This window comes from Terrisporobacter glycolicus ATCC 14880 = DSM 1288 (genome assembly GCF_036812735.1).
Classification (GTDB): Bacteria; Bacillota; Clostridia; order Peptostreptococcales; family Peptostreptococcaceae; genus Terrisporobacter; species Terrisporobacter glycolicus.
The window spans coordinates 2,565,827-2,582,948 of record NZ_CP117523.1 but is presented as its reverse complement, the minus strand read 5'-3'; the positions used below and the strand labels follow the sequence as shown (position 1 = coordinate 2,582,948).

The 17,122-nt window shown below is 27.9% G+C and carries 12 protein-coding genes, 1 tRNA gene and 1 pseudogene; 11 read left to right on the top strand and 3 right to left on the bottom strand.

Features of this window, described 5'->3' with window-relative positions; genetic code table 11:
• The first annotated feature begins 58 nt into the window (after positions 1 to 58).
• Complete coding sequence (gene hisD / locus TEGL_RS12850; protein ID WP_018592545.1) at positions 59 to 1,321, top strand: histidinol dehydrogenase; 1,263 nt, start codon at positions 59 to 61, stop codon at positions 1,319 to 1,321.
• Between the two features lie 182 nt (positions 1,322 to 1,503).
• Here the strand turns inward: hisD and TEGL_RS12845 are convergent, their stop codons facing one another.
• Complete coding sequence (locus tag TEGL_RS12845; RefSeq protein WP_018592547.1) at positions 1,504 to 2,112, bottom strand: DUF6143 family protein; 609 nt, start codon at positions 2,110 to 2,112, stop codon at positions 1,504 to 1,506.
• 335 nt (positions 2,113 to 2,447) lie between these two features.
• On the opposite strand from TEGL_RS12845, the gene gap reads away from it, so the two are divergent.
• The 3 genes from gap (at position 2,448) to TEGL_RS12830 (ending at position 4,678) form a co-directional block, all read left to right on the top strand.
• A complete protein-coding gene (gene gap, locus TEGL_RS12840) occupies positions 2,448 to 3,482 on the top strand; it encodes a type I glyceraldehyde-3-phosphate dehydrogenase (RefSeq protein WP_018592548.1) in 1,035 nt (344 codons plus the stop codon).
• A gap of 405 nt (positions 3,483 to 3,887) precedes the next feature.
• Positions 3,888 to 3,963, top strand: a tRNA-Met gene (locus TEGL_RS12835).
• Positions 3,964 to 4,021: 58 nt separating this feature from the next.
• The gene (locus TEGL_RS12830) at positions 4,022 to 4,678 is read left to right on the top strand and encodes a pentapeptide repeat-containing protein (RefSeq protein WP_018592549.1); all 657 of its coding nucleotides are present in this window, start codon (positions 4,022 to 4,024) and stop codon (positions 4,676 to 4,678) included.
• Positions 4,679 to 4,820: 142 nt separating this feature from the next.
• On the opposite strand, the gene TEGL_RS12825 is transcribed toward TEGL_RS12830, so the two are convergent.
• A complete protein-coding gene (locus TEGL_RS12825; protein ID WP_018592551.1) occupies positions 4,821 to 5,639 on the bottom strand; it encodes a MerR family transcriptional regulator in 819 nt (272 codons plus the stop codon).
• Between the two features lie 92 nt (positions 5,640 to 5,731).
• Between TEGL_RS12825 and TEGL_RS12820 the strand changes: the two genes are divergently transcribed.
• From TEGL_RS12820 to TEGL_RS12790, 7 genes and pseudogenes are all read left to right on the top strand, one after another.
• Positions 5,732 to 7,099 (top strand): MATE family efflux transporter, encoded by a 1,368-nt coding sequence (locus tag TEGL_RS12820; protein WP_018592552.1) that lies wholly within the window; start codon positions 5,732 to 5,734, stop codon positions 7,097 to 7,099.
• Between the two features lie 415 nt (positions 7,100 to 7,514).
• On the top strand, positions 7,515 to 11,849 hold the full coding sequence (locus tag TEGL_RS12815) for a 2-hydroxyacyl-CoA dehydratase (protein ID WP_018592553.1): 4,335 nt from the start codon (positions 7,515 to 7,517) through the stop codon (positions 11,847 to 11,849).
• Positions 11,850 to 11,970: 121 nt separating this feature from the next.
• Positions 11,971 to 13,290, top strand: coding sequence for a hypothetical protein (locus tag TEGL_RS12810; RefSeq protein ID WP_018592554.1), 1,320 nt, complete (start codon positions 11,971 to 11,973; stop codon positions 13,288 to 13,290).
• A gap of 43 nt (positions 13,291 to 13,333) precedes the next feature.
• A pseudogene (locus tag TEGL_RS12805) lies at positions 13,334 to 13,645 on the top strand (Spx/MgsR family RNA polymerase-binding regulatory protein); the annotation flags it as partial.
• 155 nt (positions 13,646 to 13,800) lie between these two features.
• On the top strand, positions 13,801 to 14,175 hold the full coding sequence (locus TEGL_RS12800) for a GntR family transcriptional regulator (RefSeq protein WP_018592556.1): 375 nt from the start codon (positions 13,801 to 13,803) through the stop codon (positions 14,173 to 14,175).
• Position 14,176: 1 nt separating this feature from the next.
• On the top strand, positions 14,177 to 15,034 hold the full coding sequence (locus tag TEGL_RS12795) for an ABC transporter ATP-binding protein (RefSeq protein WP_018592557.1): 858 nt from the start codon (positions 14,177 to 14,179) through the stop codon (positions 15,032 to 15,034).
• Entirely contained in the window at positions 15,034 to 15,675 is a 642-nt protein-coding gene (locus TEGL_RS12790) for an ABC-2 transporter permease (RefSeq protein WP_018592558.1), read from the top strand. Before TEGL_RS12795 ends, TEGL_RS12790 begins: the two co-directional genes overlap by 1 nt.
• Before the next feature lie 52 nt (positions 15,676 to 15,727).
• On the opposite strand, the gene TEGL_RS12785 is transcribed toward TEGL_RS12790, so the two are convergent.
• The gene (locus TEGL_RS12785) at positions 15,728 to 17,068 is read right to left on the bottom strand and encodes an amino acid permease (protein ID WP_018592559.1); all 1,341 of its coding nucleotides are present in this window, start codon (positions 17,066 to 17,068) and stop codon (positions 15,728 to 15,730) included.
• Positions 17,069 to 17,122 lie beyond the last annotated feature (54 nt).

The following is a 17,122-nucleotide window of genomic DNA, read 5'->3' as shown; positions in this document are numbered from 1 at the left end:
TAGAATAAAATAGGGGAATATTTGATCTATTGTATAGTTATCATGGGAGGAGTAAATTATGGAAGTCTTAAAAAAATCTCAGTTTAAAAATGTGGAAACTGAAAAAACGGTAAAAATACAAGTAAGAGAAATATTAAATGATATAAAATTTAATAAAGATATTGGGGTAAGAAAATATAACTTTCAATTTGATAAAAATTCAAGGTTAAATTATAGAGTAACTAGAGATGAAATAGTAAAAGCGTACAAACAAGTAGATATTAAATTTATTGAAGATATTAAAATTGCAGTGAAAAATATTGAAGAGTTTGCTAAAGCCCAAAAAGAAAGCTTTGAACATAACTTTGAACGAGAAATTTATCCTGGTGTAATACTTGGTCAAAAACATATACCTATAGAATCAGCCTTAGCTTATGTGCCAGGTGGAGGATATCCGCTTTTCTCTACTGCACTAATGTTAATTATTCCAGCTAAAATTGCAGGAGTTAAAAGGGTTTGTGCTTGTTCACCCACTATGAGAAATAGTAAAAATATAAATCCAAAAACTTTAGTTGCAATGGATATAGCAGGGGCAGATGAAATATATGCTGTAGGAGGTGTTCAAGCAATAGGGGCATTTACATATGGAACAGAAAGCATTAAGCCAGTGGATATTATTGTTGGTCCAGGAAATAAATATGTAACTGAAGCTAAAAGACAATGTTATGGAAATGTTGGCATAGATTTTGTGGCAGGACCAAGTGAAGTTTTAATTATAGCAGATGAAACTGCCAATGCTGATTATATTGCAGCAGACGTTTTAGCACAATGTGAACATGATTATAGTGCTAGAGGTGTTTTAATTACTACAGATAAAAAATTGGGAGAAGTAGTTTCTAAAAAAGTAGATGAAATTTTAAAAGATCTTCCTACAAGAGATATAGCAGTATCATCATGGAGAAATAATGGAGAAATAATATATGTTGATACTTTAGATGAAGCAGTTAAACTTAGTAATAAATATGCGCCAGAACATTTAGAAATAAGCTTGAAAAATGAAAATGAAATAATAGATAAGCTAATAAATTATGGTTCTTTATTTGTAGGAGGCCTGTCCGCTGAAGTTTTTGGTGATTATGTGTCAGGAACAAATCATACATTACCAACCCTTAGAGCGTCTAGATATACAGGTGGAGTATGGGTTGGAACATTTATAAAAACATGTACTACTCAAAGATTAAGTCAAAAAGCAGTAGATTTATTAGCACCAGTAGCTCATGATTTAGCTGTTGAAGAAGGATTATATGCCCATGCAAATGCTGCTAAAGTAAGGATTAAATAATATATAAGATGAATATAAAGCCAAATAGAGATGAAATTATATGTATAACTGAAAATGTAGATGGATTATTTGATTTTTCAAAAGTAAAATATAGCCTATAATTAAAACTCCTTTCTTTACAATGATTTTATTGTAAAGAAAGGAGTTTTTTTATTTGATTAATAATATAATTGTAAAGTTGATTAATCCAAGAAGGAGGACAAGGGCTCTTCCCACCATGAAAATGACATGACAAAGTTTGAAGTTATTTCTTCTTTAACAGGACTAATTTCAAATAAGTAACTAAATCCAGGAGAAATAACCACGCCACCATTTTCATTGGAAATATGCGTATTATAGGGAGGTATAATTAAGTTTTGACCATAAATACCATAAATTTTTTCAATATCATTACCGAAAAATATTTTACCAGTAGGCATGCTACCACAAGAATTTGAATTTGTTATAGTTGTATTACTAGAACTTTCTAAATTACCAATGACATCTTCCACGCAGTAATATATTTTAGACATAACAGGGCTTGATGATAAATTGGAAATTACAGAATTTTTAACATAAATATTTACATTTGATTTTTTAGGGTTAGATAATAACAAATAAGCACAATCAAAGGTACTATTTCCACCACAATCTATTTCTTCACTAACGCCATTAAATAATGATAAGTTTTTAGTTTGAATATATCCATTAGAAATATCACAAGAGTAATTAATCGTTGATGGTATTTCCGAGTTATTCATATTTTTTGATGACTTAGATCTATTTATATATTGATTTTGAGTTATTTTCATTTTTATCACTCCTATTACTATCTTAAAAGAGTATATGAATTAATATAAAAAACTATGAATCTTTATAAATGATGACATTTTGTAATATTTATTGTATACAAATAATCAAAAAAATATTGAAATTGTATATAAAATAGTGTACTATAAAAATGTAGTGTACACTATATATTGTAAATATAACACACTAAATAAACTATTTATCGAAAAATAACATATTTAATATACATTATATTAATGATGATTTTATATTTCTTTAGAAAGCTAAAGAAAAAGAGATGAAAATAAATATATAGTGTACTCTAAATAATTATAAATGATATGTGGGAGGAATAGACTTGAAAATAAAAGTAGGAATTAACGGTTTTGGAAGAATAGGTAGAAATGTGCTTAGAATAGTAGAGGAAATGCCAAAAGATAGCTTCGAAATAGTAGCTATAAATGCAAGAGCAGAAGCAGATACTTTAGCACATTTATTTAAATATGATTCTTGTTATGGAATATTTAAAGGTGATGTAGAAGTTAAAGATGAAGAAACAATTCTTATAAATAATAATGAGGTAAAAATACTTAGATATGGTGATCCAAGTCAAATTCCATGGAAAAAATTAGGAGTAGACTTAGTAATAGAATCTACAGGTAAGTTTGTAAAAAGAGAAGATTGTATGAAGCACATTCAAGCTGGAGCAAAAAAAGTTATAATAAGTGCACCTGGAAAAAATGAAGACAAGACTATTGTTATGGGTGTAAATGAAAATGAATATGATGAAAATATTCATAATATAATATCAAATGCTTCTTGTACAACTAACTGTTTAGCACCATTTGCAAAAGTATTAGACCAAGAATTTGGAATAGAAGAAGGACTAATGACTACTATACATGCCTACACAAATGACCAAAGAATTTTAGACAAAACACATAAGGATTTAAGAAGAGCAAGAGCTGCTGGAGAATCAATGATACCTACGACAACAGGAGCTGCAAAAGCAGTTGCCAAAGTTTTACCACAATTAAAAGGAAAATTAAATGGATTTGCTGTAAGAGTTCCAACACCAACTGTTTCACTTGTAGACTTAGTTTGTGTATTAAAAAAAGATGCCACTGTTGAAGAAATAAATGCAGCATTTAAAAAAGCATCAGAAAATGAAATGAAGGGAATTTTAGGATATAGCGAAGAACCATTAGTTTCAATAGATTATAGAGGAGATGCACGTTCATCAATAATTGATGGGTTATCAACTATGGCAATGGGAAGTAGAATGTTTAAAGTTGTTTCATGGTATGATAATGAGTGGGGATACTCTTCAAGAACAGTAGACTTAGCTGATTTTATTGCTAATAAAATGAAAGTTTTAGAAAGTAATAATTAAGTAAAATGAAAAAGATATCTGTATACAGGTGTCTTTTTTTTATAAAAATATTGAAAATAAAAAAATCCTTACTTTAACCGATCAAGTAAGGATTCTAAAATATATTATAAAAAGGGGTTTATTAGGGAATATATTTTATTTGGGGAGTAATCAGTTATTGGGGAAATAACTGCCTATTTATAATAACAAAATTCGACAAATATTGCAAGCTTTTTTTGAAAAAACTTAAAAATTTAATATTAAGCAAGATATATACAAAATAATGGTTATAAAATATCTACTTTATGTTCATACTTATTAAGGTAGGTATCTATGATTTAATAAATAAAAAGTTTTGTACATAATAAATAGGGTTGTTATATTGTGTTTATTATGTTATTCTAATAATAGAACAGGAAATAATGACGCGGAGTGGAGCAGTTGGCAGCTCGTTGGGCTCATAACCCAAAGGTCATAGGTTCAAGTCCTATCTCCGCAACCAATATACAAATATAAAACTCTTATATCTTTTGGTATAAGAGTTTTTTTATGGAGGAAATATGAATAACAATAAAAAATTAGATACATCTCTTAAGTATAACAAAACATCGAAAATGAATAAGAATTTTATGTATCAAGATTTAAAAAGAAGCAATTGCTACAATTGTGATTTTTCAAAATCAAACTTCAACTTCACAAGTTTAAGAGGGGCTCATTTTAAATCTTGCAACTTTTATGGGTGTACATTTAAGTCTTCAGAGTTTGTAGGAAGTAATTTAAAAGGAAGTAAATTTACAAAAGCTAAATTTGAAGACACTATATTTGAAGGTTCAAAATTAGAAAGCGTTGATTTTTCTGGAGCAACTTTTAAAAATGTTATATTTGTAAATTCTGATTTAAGCAAAGTAAAAAATCTTAATTACAAAGAAGATGAAGTAAAAATATATAACGAAATGCCAGAATTAGAAATAAGTGATGATTTAAAAAAAGCTATAGAAAAAGCTATGGAAAATAAGTGTGTGAAAAAATCAAGAACTCTTGATACAAAAGATGGAAATATCAATACAATAAGTGTAATGATACTACTAGAAAAGTTTAGAGAAAAAAGACTTATAGAAGGTTTAGGAATCTTGAGAGAAAAAGTTGATAGAGATTTCTGGACTTTAAGTTATATTATAAAAAGTTTACAAAGCTATAAAGATCAAGGAATTTTATAAATTTGTGTAATCAAAAATAGCCTTAGATTGAGAAAAATTCAAGGCTATTTTTGATTTATTTGATTTTATGACTTCATTACAAATAGTTATACTTTCTATTTCATCCATATCTAGCATTCTATTGAAATAATAAATACTGATTTTATTCAGATAATTCTATAGATATTTTTAATAGATGCATATTTTTACTAGGTGTAGTAAGTCCATCTATTAAATTTTTAACATAGGAATAATGACCCATTTTTAAATTGTTATCATATATATACGTAATCATTTTATCATAAGTAGATTCTATATTATAGTAAGAGCCCTTGTGATATGTAACCAAATACTTACCGGATTTTTTTATAAATAATCTTGATGCAGGTATTTCGCCTTCACTTTCGAATAAAAAATTTTCTGGTGTGAAATTAAAACTGTCATTTATTTTTTCAATACTTATTAAAGTTGACAAAGAATCTTTTAAACTATAATTGTTAATAAACTGATTAAAGTTATTTTTTACCATATAGAGTAAGTTTTTATCCACATCGTTTTTTAAGGACTTGCTTAGGAATAATTTTTCTTCTTTTTTATACTCTACTTTTATTTCTTCACTATCTACGGAAGAAGCATAATCTATTTTTTCTATTCTTGACTTTAACATATCTTGTAACTCTCTAATTCTAATTATTTCTTCATCTAATTCTTTAATTCTATTTTCAAATAAACTTTTTACTTTTTCTGGTGTTCTATTATTTAAAAATAAATTGATCTCATTTAAGGACATATTCATTTCTTTCATAACAGTAATAAAGTAAAAAAGATTTAGTTGATCATAGGTATACATTCTGTAGCCATTCTCATCACAAGAGTCTGGTTTAAGTATTCCTACTTCATTGTAATGATATAATGTGTGTTTTGTAACATTACAAATCTTTGCAAACTCTCCAGTAGTTAATTTTTTTAAATTCATTTTCATTTTTTCTTAACCTCCTATTGACTGTCGGGTTACTCTATACTATATTATAGCAATATGATAAAGAATATGTAATAAAAATAAGGAGCAATATTATGAGTAATAAAAGTATTGATTTAGGAAAGGGAAGTATTAGTAAATTACTTTTTACATTGGCTGTCCCAACTATAATAGGTCAATTAGTAAATCTATTATATAACGTTATTGATAGAATATTTATAGGTAGGATGGCTAACGGTGATATAGCGATGGCAGGTGTTGGTGTTGCCATGCCAATAATACTATTGGTATCAGCCTTTGCAATGTTATTTGCAGCTGGAGGTGCACCACTAAGTGCTATTGAAATGGGAAAACAAGATAATGATAAAGCAGAAGAAATAATGAGTAACTGTTTCTCCATGCTTATATCTGGGGGTATTATTTTAACAATACTATTCCTTGTATTCAAAGAACCTATACTTTGGGCATTTGGAGCGAGTAATGCTACAATAGCGTATGGTTTAGATTATTTATCTATATATTTAATAGGAACTATATTTGTACAAATATCTTTGGGAATGAATTTATTTATAAATACTCAAGGATTTACAAAAATAGGTATGTTTACTGTTATTATAGGCGCTGTTATAAATATAGTTTTAGATCCAATCTTAATATTTGGATTTGGTATGGGTGTTAAAGGCGCCGCTTTAGCAACTATAATATCACAAGGTATATCTGCTATATTTGTATTAAAGTTTTTATTTGGCAAAAAGAGTATTCTTAAAATTAGAAAAAAATATTTAAAACTTAATAAAAAATTAGCACTTTCAATAGTGGCTTTAGGTGTAGCACCATTTATAATGCAAGCTACAGAGTCTTTAGTACTAGTGAGTTTAAATAATCAATTATTAAAATATGGCGGAGACTTAGCTGTAGGTGCTATGACAATAATGAGTAGTATAATGCAAGTAATAATGATGCCTTTGATGGGACTTACTCAAGGAGCTCAGCCTATAATTAGTTATAACTTTGGGGCAAAAGAAATGGACAGAGTTAAAAATGCATTTAAATTATTATTTATAATATGTGTATCATATTCGGCACTTATGGTATCGTTAATAATGATATTCCCAGAATTTTTCGTAAGTATATTTAATAATAAACCAGAACTTGTTGAGATAACATCGTGGGCAATGAGAATATATTTTGTAGGTATGTGTTTATTTGGAGCTCAAATAGCTTGTCAACAAACTTTCTTAGCTTTAGGTCAAGCAAAGACATCTCTGATTATTGCAATGCTTAGAAAAATTGTATTGTTAGTTCCGCTAATATTTATTTTACCTATGTTTATTGAAGACGGTCTAACGGCTGTTTTATTAGCAGAACCAATAGCAGATATTATAGCGATAATAAGTACTGTAATAATATTTGGAGTATTCTATAAGAAAACTTTTAATAATATAGATGCAAAAAACAATTAATAATATAAACTAATAAAAAGAGCAATGATAAAGTTAATTATCATTGTTCTTTTTTAGTTCTTTTCAATTTCCTTCATATTTATATGCTTCTTAATCATAATTAATTAGTAAGGTATATTTAAATAAATTCAAAGACACAAAACAGAAGGTAATAAAGGTAAAAGTTCTTTCAAGTAGAATTTTAAATATGCATTACAATAAAGCATTTAAGAGTTAGAATATATATAAGGGTTAAAATTAAATATTTTCAATTTTATAATATGAATTCTAAATATTATATTGATATTATATTAAAATTTAATTAACATTATTAAGTATGTACAGTGTTGCCTTATAATTTATACTATAGAATCGTAATAAAAATTTTAGTATACATGAAATATGAGCAGGATTTATATGTCATGGGGGGATAGTTATGATAAAGACATACAATATGGGAATAGATGTAGGATCAACAACAGTAAAAACTGTGATTTTATATGATGATATGCCTATTTATAAGGAATATAGAAGACATTTTTCAGATGTTAAAAAAGCTGTTAAAGAAATACTACAAAATGTTTATGATAAATTAGGGGATATTTGCGTATCCGTGGTAGTAACAGGATCTGGAGGAATAGACATATCAAATTATTTAAATTTAAAATTTATTCAAGAGGTTATTTCATCTACAAAGGCAATAGAAACATTTCACCCAGAAACAGATGTAGTAATAGAACTAGGTGGAGAAGATGCCAAAATAACGTATTTAAGTGGTGGTATTGATCAAAGAATGAATGGAATATGCGCTGGTGGAACAGGAGCTTTTATAGACCAAATGGCTACGCTTCTAAAAACAGATGCAAAAGGTTTAAATGAAATGGCAAAGGATTATAATGTTATTTATCCAATTGCTTCAAGATGTGGTGTATTTGCTAAAACAGATATACAGCCACTTATAAATGATGGTGCAAAAAAATCAGATATAGCTATGAGTATTTTTAATGCTGTTGTAGTTCAAACAGTAAGTGTTTTATCTTGTGGAAGAAAAATAGAAGGTAAGGTTGCTTTTTTAGGAGGACCATTATACTTTTTATCTCATCTTAGAAAAGCATTTCAAAATGTGTTAAAACTTAAAGATGAAGATGTGATTTTTCCAGAAGATGCTCAACTATATATAGCTATGGGTGCCAGTATACTATCAAAAAATGAAGATTTTTTAATATTACATGATTTATTAGATAGATTAGATGAAATTAATAATATTGATATTAGCGGGAATAAGGGTTTAGAACCTTTGTTTAAAGATTTTAATGAGTATGAGGAATTCACACATAAACATGAAAAAAACTCAGTTGAAAAAGTAAATATTAATAAAGTTAAAGGCAATGTATATTTAGGTATTGATGCAGGCTCAACTACTACAAAGGCTACATTAATAGATGAAGATGGAAATTTAGTATATTCTTATTATAGTAGCAATGAAGGAAGTCCTTTAGAAACTTCAATAAGAGTTTTAAAAGACATATACAAGAGCTTGCCTAAGGATATGAAAATTCTTTCTTCTTGTGTGACAGGATATGGTGAAGCATTACTTAAAAAGGCATTAAAAGTTGATTATGGAGAAATAGAAACCATAGCCCACTATAAAGCTGCAAAATATTTTAATAAAGATGTGGATTTTATTTTAGATATTGGTGGTCAAGATATGAAATGTCTAGAAATAAAAAATGGAGTAATTGACAGCATAATATTAAATGAAGCTTGTTCTTCAGGGTGTGGCTCATTTTTAGAAACTTTTGCAAAATCTTTATCTATGAGTATAGAAGATTTTGCCAGAGTAGGTATAAATTCAAAAAAACCTGTTGACTTAGGATCTAGATGTACAGTATTTATGAATTCCAAGGTTAAACAAGCACAAAAAGAAGGAGCTACAGTAGCAGATATTTCTTCTGGACTTTCTTATTCGGTAATAAAAAATGCTTTATTTAAAGTTATTAAAATAAGAGATTTTAGTAGATTGGGCGATAATATAGTTGTTCAAGGTGGAACTTTTTACAATGACTTAGTTCTTAGGGCTTTTGAAAAATTAACAGGTAGGGAAGTTGTTAGACCCAACATTGCTGGATTAATGGGAGCTTTTGGTTGTGCTTTAATTGCAAAATCTCAGTATAAAGAAGGTTATGAAAGTCAATTGTTAGATTATAATGGCCTAAATAATATTAAACTAGATACTACAGTCAAAAGGTGTAAGGGTTGTTCTAACAAGTGTTTACTTACTATAAATAAATTTTCTGAAGATGAAGTTTTTATATCTGGAAATAGGTGTGAAAATGGAGCTTTTTTAAATGGAGATAAAAGTGTAAAAAAACATAAAGAAAATCCGATTAATTTATTTAAGTTTAAGTACGATAGGTTATTTAAATATTATAAATCATTAAGCAAGGAAGAAGCAAAAAGAGGTGAAATTGGAATACCTAGAGTTCTAAATATGTATGAAGATTACCCATTTTGGTATACGTTTTTCACATCCCTAGGATTTAGAGTGTTGTTATCAGAAAGATCATCAAAACAATTATACCAAAAAGGTATAGACTCAATAGCATCAGAAACAGTATGTTACCCAGGAAAAATGGTTCATGGACATATTCAAAGTTTAATTGATAGAGGAATAAAAACTATTTTTTATCCTGCTGTTACCCATGAATACAAAGAAGATAAAAGTGCAGATAATAACTATAATTGCCCAGTGGTAATATCTTATTCTGAAGTTATAAAAAATAACTTGGAAGATTTAAGAAGAAAAAATATTAAATATATTAATCCTTTTTTAAGCCTAAATAATAAAGAAAGATTAAAGCATAGATTATATGAGGTAATTAAAGATAACTTTAGTGGCATCACAAAGTCAGAGGTATTTAATGCAGTTGACGAAGCAACAAAAGAAGAGAATAATTTTAAAAATGAAGTAAGAAAAGCAGGAGAAGATGCCCTAAAGTATATAAATGAAAATAACTTAAAAGGAATTGTTTTAGCAGGTAGACCTTATCATTTAGATCCAGAAATTAATCATGGAATACCTGAATTAATAAACTCTTTAGATATGGCAGTGCTTACAGAAGATAGCATTTGTCATCTTGCTAATTTGGATAGACCTCTTCGTGTTGTAGATCAATGGGTATATCATTCAAGGTTATATAAGTCTGCATCTTTTGTAAGAGATTTTGATAATTTAGAGTTAGTTCAGCTAAACTCTTTTGGATGTGGATTAGATGCAGTAACTACAGAACAAGTTGAAGAGATTTTAAGTGAAAAATCTAAAATTTATACTGTTATAAAAATAGATGAAGGTAATAATTTGGGAGCAGCAAAAATAAGACTTAGATCTTTAAAAGCTGCAATGAAAGAAAGAGAAGAAAATAACATAAGAGCGGAAAATATAGAGATTAAGAAGATACCTTATGTTAAAAATACAAAGCTTAATATGAAACATACTCTACTTGCACCTCAAATGTCTCCTGTACATTTTCAATTTTTACAAGAAGCTTTTAATTCTTGTGGATGGAATTTAGTAATACTTCAAGATACCAATAGAGAAGTAATAGAAGAAGGGCTAAAATATGTACATAATGATGCTTGTTATCCAGCGATAATTGTAATAGGTCAATTAATAAAGGCTTTAAAATCGGGTGAATATGATTTAAATAATACGTCTGTAGCTATTACTCAAACAGGTGGAGGATGTAGGGCAACTAATTATATTGGTTTCTTAAGAAAGGGATTATATGAGGCAGGTTTTAAGGATATACCAGTTATATCACTAAGTGTAAATAATATAGAGGATAATGGTGTAATGGATAACATATCATTAAAACTAATTCACCGAACTATTATGAGTTCCATTTATGGAGATTTATTAATGAAGGTAGTATACAGGGTAAGGCCTTATGAAGCTATAAAGGGAAGTACTAATAAGCTTTATGATAAATGGGTAATTAAATGCAAAGAATCTGTAAAAAATGGTAGATTTTCAGAGTTTAAAAATAATATAAGAAATATAGTAAAAGACTTTGATAACTTAGAAATAATAAATATCACTAAACCACGTGTAGGATTAGTAGGTGAAATTTTGGTTAAATTTCATCCAACAGCAAATAATAATGTTGTAGATATATTGGAAAAAGAAGGTGCAGAAGCGGTAATGCCAGAACTTATTAATTTCTTTACTGCTTGGTCTGTAAATACACTTTTCAAAAGTAAATATTTAGAAGGAAGTAAGAAATCAACAATAGGAGCTAAAGTATTTATTAAAATTGCTAACTTTTATCAAAAAACTTATATGAAATCATTAAAAGAAAGTAAAAGATTTTCCACTCCAAAAGATATTAGAGATTTGGCAAAGAAAGCCTCTGAAGTAGTATCTCTTGGGAATCAAACAGGAGAAGGATGGTTATTAACAGGTGAAATGATAGAACTTATAGAAGATGATGTGAAAAATGTTATCTGTATGCAACCTTTTGGATGTTTACCAAATCATATAATTGGAAAAGGATCTATTAAGGAATTAAAGAGAAGATATAAAGATGCAAATATAATTCCAATAGATTATGACCCATCGGCAAGTGAGGTAAATCAAATAAATAGAATAAAATTAATGTTATCAAAGGCATTTAATACAATGAATAAAAATGAAATGACTAAAATAGATATTAATGATTACAAAGCTAAAGAGCCAGAGGAAAATAAAAAGGAATGTTTAGCTAAATGCTAAGTATCTAGAACAGATTAGAGTTATTTCTAATCTGTTCTTGTATATAATAGAATTTTATCAACAATGAATATATTTATTATGATATAATAAAATTTAATATATTAGAAAAGGTGGAGTAGTTATGAAATCACTTAAAGATGCTATATCTTTAGATTATTTAGATTATGATGTAAGCGAAGATATTAGTATCCATGAAGGAAGATTTTGTGTTTACTTATATAATAAAAAATATAAATGCTACGGAAAAGTATTTTATAAAATGACCACTCCCATGTCTATAAACTTTAAAGGAAAAGTTTTATCAAGAAAAGATTATGATGTAGATATAACTCTAGATTATGATAACGCTATATTAGAAGTTTATGGTTATAAACCGATAAACGTAACTGTAACAGTATCCAGTGATTTATTCTTAGAAGGTTACATTAATGATGGATATATTAAGTCAAAGAACTATTTCGTAGATAGTATAGATTTTTATATAGTAAATCTTGATAGATATTCAGGCAAACTCATAATGCACGAAGATAAGTTATTTGCTGGGAGGATGGAATTTAATATAGGTGATTTAGAAGTAACCATTGATAAAAGATATGATTTTACTAAGGAACTAAATCGTGAACTAAAAGATAAATCTGGAACTATAATTACCCACATCGGAAGAATGAAAAAGAAAGACAACAGTTTATTTAAGACCAATAATATAAACGATGTGTTGGATAACATATCTATGGCACTTAGCTTTATGTGTGGAAGATATGTTGATATATGCATAGTTAAAGGGTATGAGCTAAACAATAACATATTTAGACTATGTAGAGAATGTATAGTAAGCCCTTTTAGATTTGTACCTAATTGGAAGGATACCATAGCTAATAACCATAATATAGAAAAATATATGACGTTAATGTGTAAAAGATTAAATGATATATATTATGGACATGCTATTAAACAAGTTATTGATTGGTACATAGAAACATTGGGTAATACTACAATTGAAAACAATATTATTTCCATGCAAATTGCACTTGAAACTTTATCCTATGTGGTTTTAGTTGAGCAACAAAAGATTTTAAGTGATGAAGAGTTTGATGAAAATTTATCATCCACAAATATTAGAATGTTGCTTAATAATTGTAAAATTCCTACAGGAAAGGAAGAACTTTATTTATTTGATGAATATATTCAAAGTAAATTTTTAGATGGAGTAGATTTAATTACTTATTTTAGGAATAAAATAGTTCATCCAAGTAGAAAAAGAAATAGAGCAACTCTTCATGTGGAAGATATGTGGAATATAATTCAAATTGCCATAAGATATGTGGAATTGGTTACACTACATTTAATAAACTATAAAGGTGAGTACTCCAATAGATTAAAAGAAAGATCTTATGGAGAAGTTGAATTGGTGCCGTGGAATTTTTATGACAGAAAGGAATAATAATATGAAGCTTTATGGATACAAGAAATGATCTACAGCAAGAAAAGCCAAGAATTGGCTTAAGGAAAATAATATAAACTTTGAAGAAATAGATTTAGTAGATACACCACCCACAAAAGAAGAAATGAAAAAAATTTATGAAGAAAGTGGATATGAATTAAAAAAATTCTTTAATACAAGTGGGGTAAAATATAGAGAATTAGGACTTAAAGAAGTATTAAAGACTGCAAGCGAAGATGAAATGCTTGATATACTTGTAAGTGATGGAAAGCTTATAAAAAGACCTTTATTAGTAGATAATAAAAAAGTTTTAATTGGTTTTAAAGAAAATGAATATAAAGAAAACTTATTATAATTAGAAATCTCCTTTGATTAATTTCAAAGGAGATTTTTTTATAGTTGACAAGGTATAACAAAACAGTTACTATATGTATATAATAAATATATACAGTTATAAACTGATATAAACACTTATATACATATCTTATGTATGAAAGGAGGCAATAGTAGTTGAATATAATTATAAGTAACTCTTCAGCAGTTCCACTTTATGAACAAATTCAAAATCAAATTAAGTCACAGATTTTAAGTGGAGACTTAAATAGTGAGGAATTGCTACCATCCATAAGATCTTTGGCTAAAGAATTAAAGGTAAGTATAATTACAACAAAAAGGGCTTATGAAGAATTAGAAAAAGAAGGATATATACAAACCGTTGCAGGCAAAGGTAGTTATGTATGTAGTCAAAGCACAGAAAGATTAAAAGAAGCAGCAATATTTGAGATGGAAAGTAAGTTAGAAGAAATAATTCTAAGTGCAAAAAAAATGGGAATAAATGAAAAAGATTTTATGGAAATTATTAAAAGTATTTATGAGGAGGTTTAAAATGAATGCAATTGAAATTAACAATTTAAGAAAAAATTTTGATAATTTTTCTTTAACAATAGAAGATTTAAAAATACCAGAAGGCTTTGTTACAGGATTTATTGGTCCGAATGGATCTGGAAAAACAACTACAATTAAACTAATACTTAATATGTTAAAAAGAGACGGTGGAAGTGTTAAGTTGTTTAATCAAGAATATAAAGGGGATGATTTATCTTTAAAAGAGCATATAGGATATGTGGGTGAATTTAATGGATATTTACAAGAATCAAAATTAAGTAGGATAAAAAAATCTCTTTGTTTATTTTATGAAAACTGGGATGAAAAACTTTATAATAGATATATGAAAGAATTTCAATTAGATGAAAATAAGATTTATAAAGAACTATCTAAAGGTCAACAAAAAAAATTTGAAATAGTAATGACTTTATCCCATCGTCCTAAAATAATTATAATGGATGAGCCTACAGCTAATTTGGATCCTTTAGTTAGAAATGAAGTACTAGAAATGTTACAAGAAAGAATAGATGAGGATAATGCTACAGTATTTTTCTCAACTCACATAACTAGTGACTTAGATAAAATAGGAGATTACTTAGTATTCATTTATAAGGGAAGAATTTTCTTAGCTGATGATAAAGATAGCATTTTACAAAATCATATTATAGTAAAAGGAAATAATGAGTTATTACAAAAAGAAACAAAAGATATATTTATATCAGTTAATAAAAATAGCTTTGGATTCGAAGGATTAGTAAAAAATAAAGAAAAAGCATATGAGCTATTTGGTGAAGAGGCAGTTTATGACAAGCCTAACTTGGAAGACATATTAACTTATTATACAAGGGGGAAAAAGTAATGAGAAACGTAATGAATTTAGTGAATTTAAGCTTCAATAATTTTCTTTCAGTAAAAAAAATGGCTTTATTTGTATTGGTTGCATTTGGTGCTGCATCTTTAATTAATCCTAGCTTTTCAACGATGCTAATGGGAATGATTACTTATGTTATAGCATATCAAACTATGGCATATGAAGATTCCTATGGAATAGATTATATGATTTCTCACTTACCTGTTACAAAGAATGAATATGTTATTTCTAGATATGTTTTCTGTATATTTACTATTGTTGGGGCTAGTATACTATGTTCTTTCATATTTTTTATATCTAATAAAGTAAATTTAGTTGATTTAAGCGGAATTGATTATAAAATAATTTTATATATTGGCATAATAAGTGCTGTTACTTTAATATCAGTATTAATTCCGGTTTTGTTATATTTTGGAATGAAAAAGGGTAGAATGGCAATGATATTTATATTTATGATTATTGTGATGATACCATCTTTAGCTGTTGATGATATGCAAACAGTTATGAAAATACTTAACAAATTAAGTGAAATAAACGTTAATCTTTTTAGTGGAATACTAACAATATTAATACTACTTATTTCATACTTTATTACTAGGTTTTTATATGAGAAAAAAGAAGTGATCTAATGTAAAATAGCATGATAAATATGTATTTATCATGCTATTTTATGTTTTTAATTTAAGCAGCTTTATCATCATTATTTACTTGTTTTTGCGCTAAAGAGTAAAGAGGGAGTCCTATTAAAGTAACAATTACTCCTCCTAAAGATATTAGGGTGTTTTCCATGCCGGCAAATAATAATTGATTTACGACAACAAATAAACCTCCAGCAATAGCTATTATTGGTATTACCGGATATAAAGGAACTTTATATGGTCTATCTAATTCAGGTTGTCTTTGGCGAAGCAGAATTACACCTATAAATGTTAATACGTAAAAAGACCAAATTGCAAACATTGATAAGTCAGTTAATAAGTTAAATTGACCAGACAAAGCATAAAGAGCTGATAAAATACCCATTATTATAGTTGCATTTCCAGGTACACCACTTTTATTTAATGAACCATAATATTTATAACCTGGGATAGATTTTTGTTGACCTAAAGTGTAGAGAACTCTAGGAGCAGTTAATAAATAACCATTAATACAACCAAACACAGAAATCAAAATACCTGTAGTTATAAGTTTTCCACCAATAGGTCCAAATATTACTTCTGCTACTGCAGAAGCTGGTGAATCAAAGCGTGCTAGCTCACTTGCTGGCAAAACCCATAAATAAGCAACATTTATTATTATATAAACAACCATAACAAAAGCTAAACCACCAACGATAGCTTTTGGGAGATCTTTACCAGGGTTTTTCATTTCTCCTGCTATGGCACCAACGTTAATCCACCCATCATATGCAAATAATATGGCAATTAATAACTGACCTATAATAGATCCAGTAGATACACCCGAGCCTACTAAAGGAGAAGTTATAGGGTTATTTCCATTACCTTTTATAAAACCAAATATTATTATTAAAACAAGAGGAATTAATTTACAAACTGTAGCTATTATTTGTATAAGTCCCGTTGTCTTAGAACTTAGAGTATTTAAAACACTGATAAGCAAAATAACACCTAAGGTTATGGGAACTATTAAATTCTTGTTTCCTATTAGTGTTGCACTTTGATTACCAAACATAACTGCCAGTGCAGCTACAGTAGCAGGGAAAAATAAAGCGCATTGCATCCAACCTGTTAGAACACCAAGCTTCTTACCATAAACCTCTTCAATATAAACCATCATGCCACCTGTTTTTGGAATTGCAGCAGAAATTTCTGCTGCAGTAAGACCAGCAGCTATTGTTATAACTCCAGCTACTACCCAAGCTATCATACCAAGTCCAGGCTCTCCACCAGTTAAAGCGTAAACTGCTTGGGGTTTGAAAAATACTCCACCACCAATAACCATACCAATAACTGTAGATAAAGCTGCAGTAAGACCTAAATTTTTTTGTAATTTTTGACTCATAATCTAAATTTCCTTTCAAACATATTTTCTAAATGAAAACTATAAATTCAACAA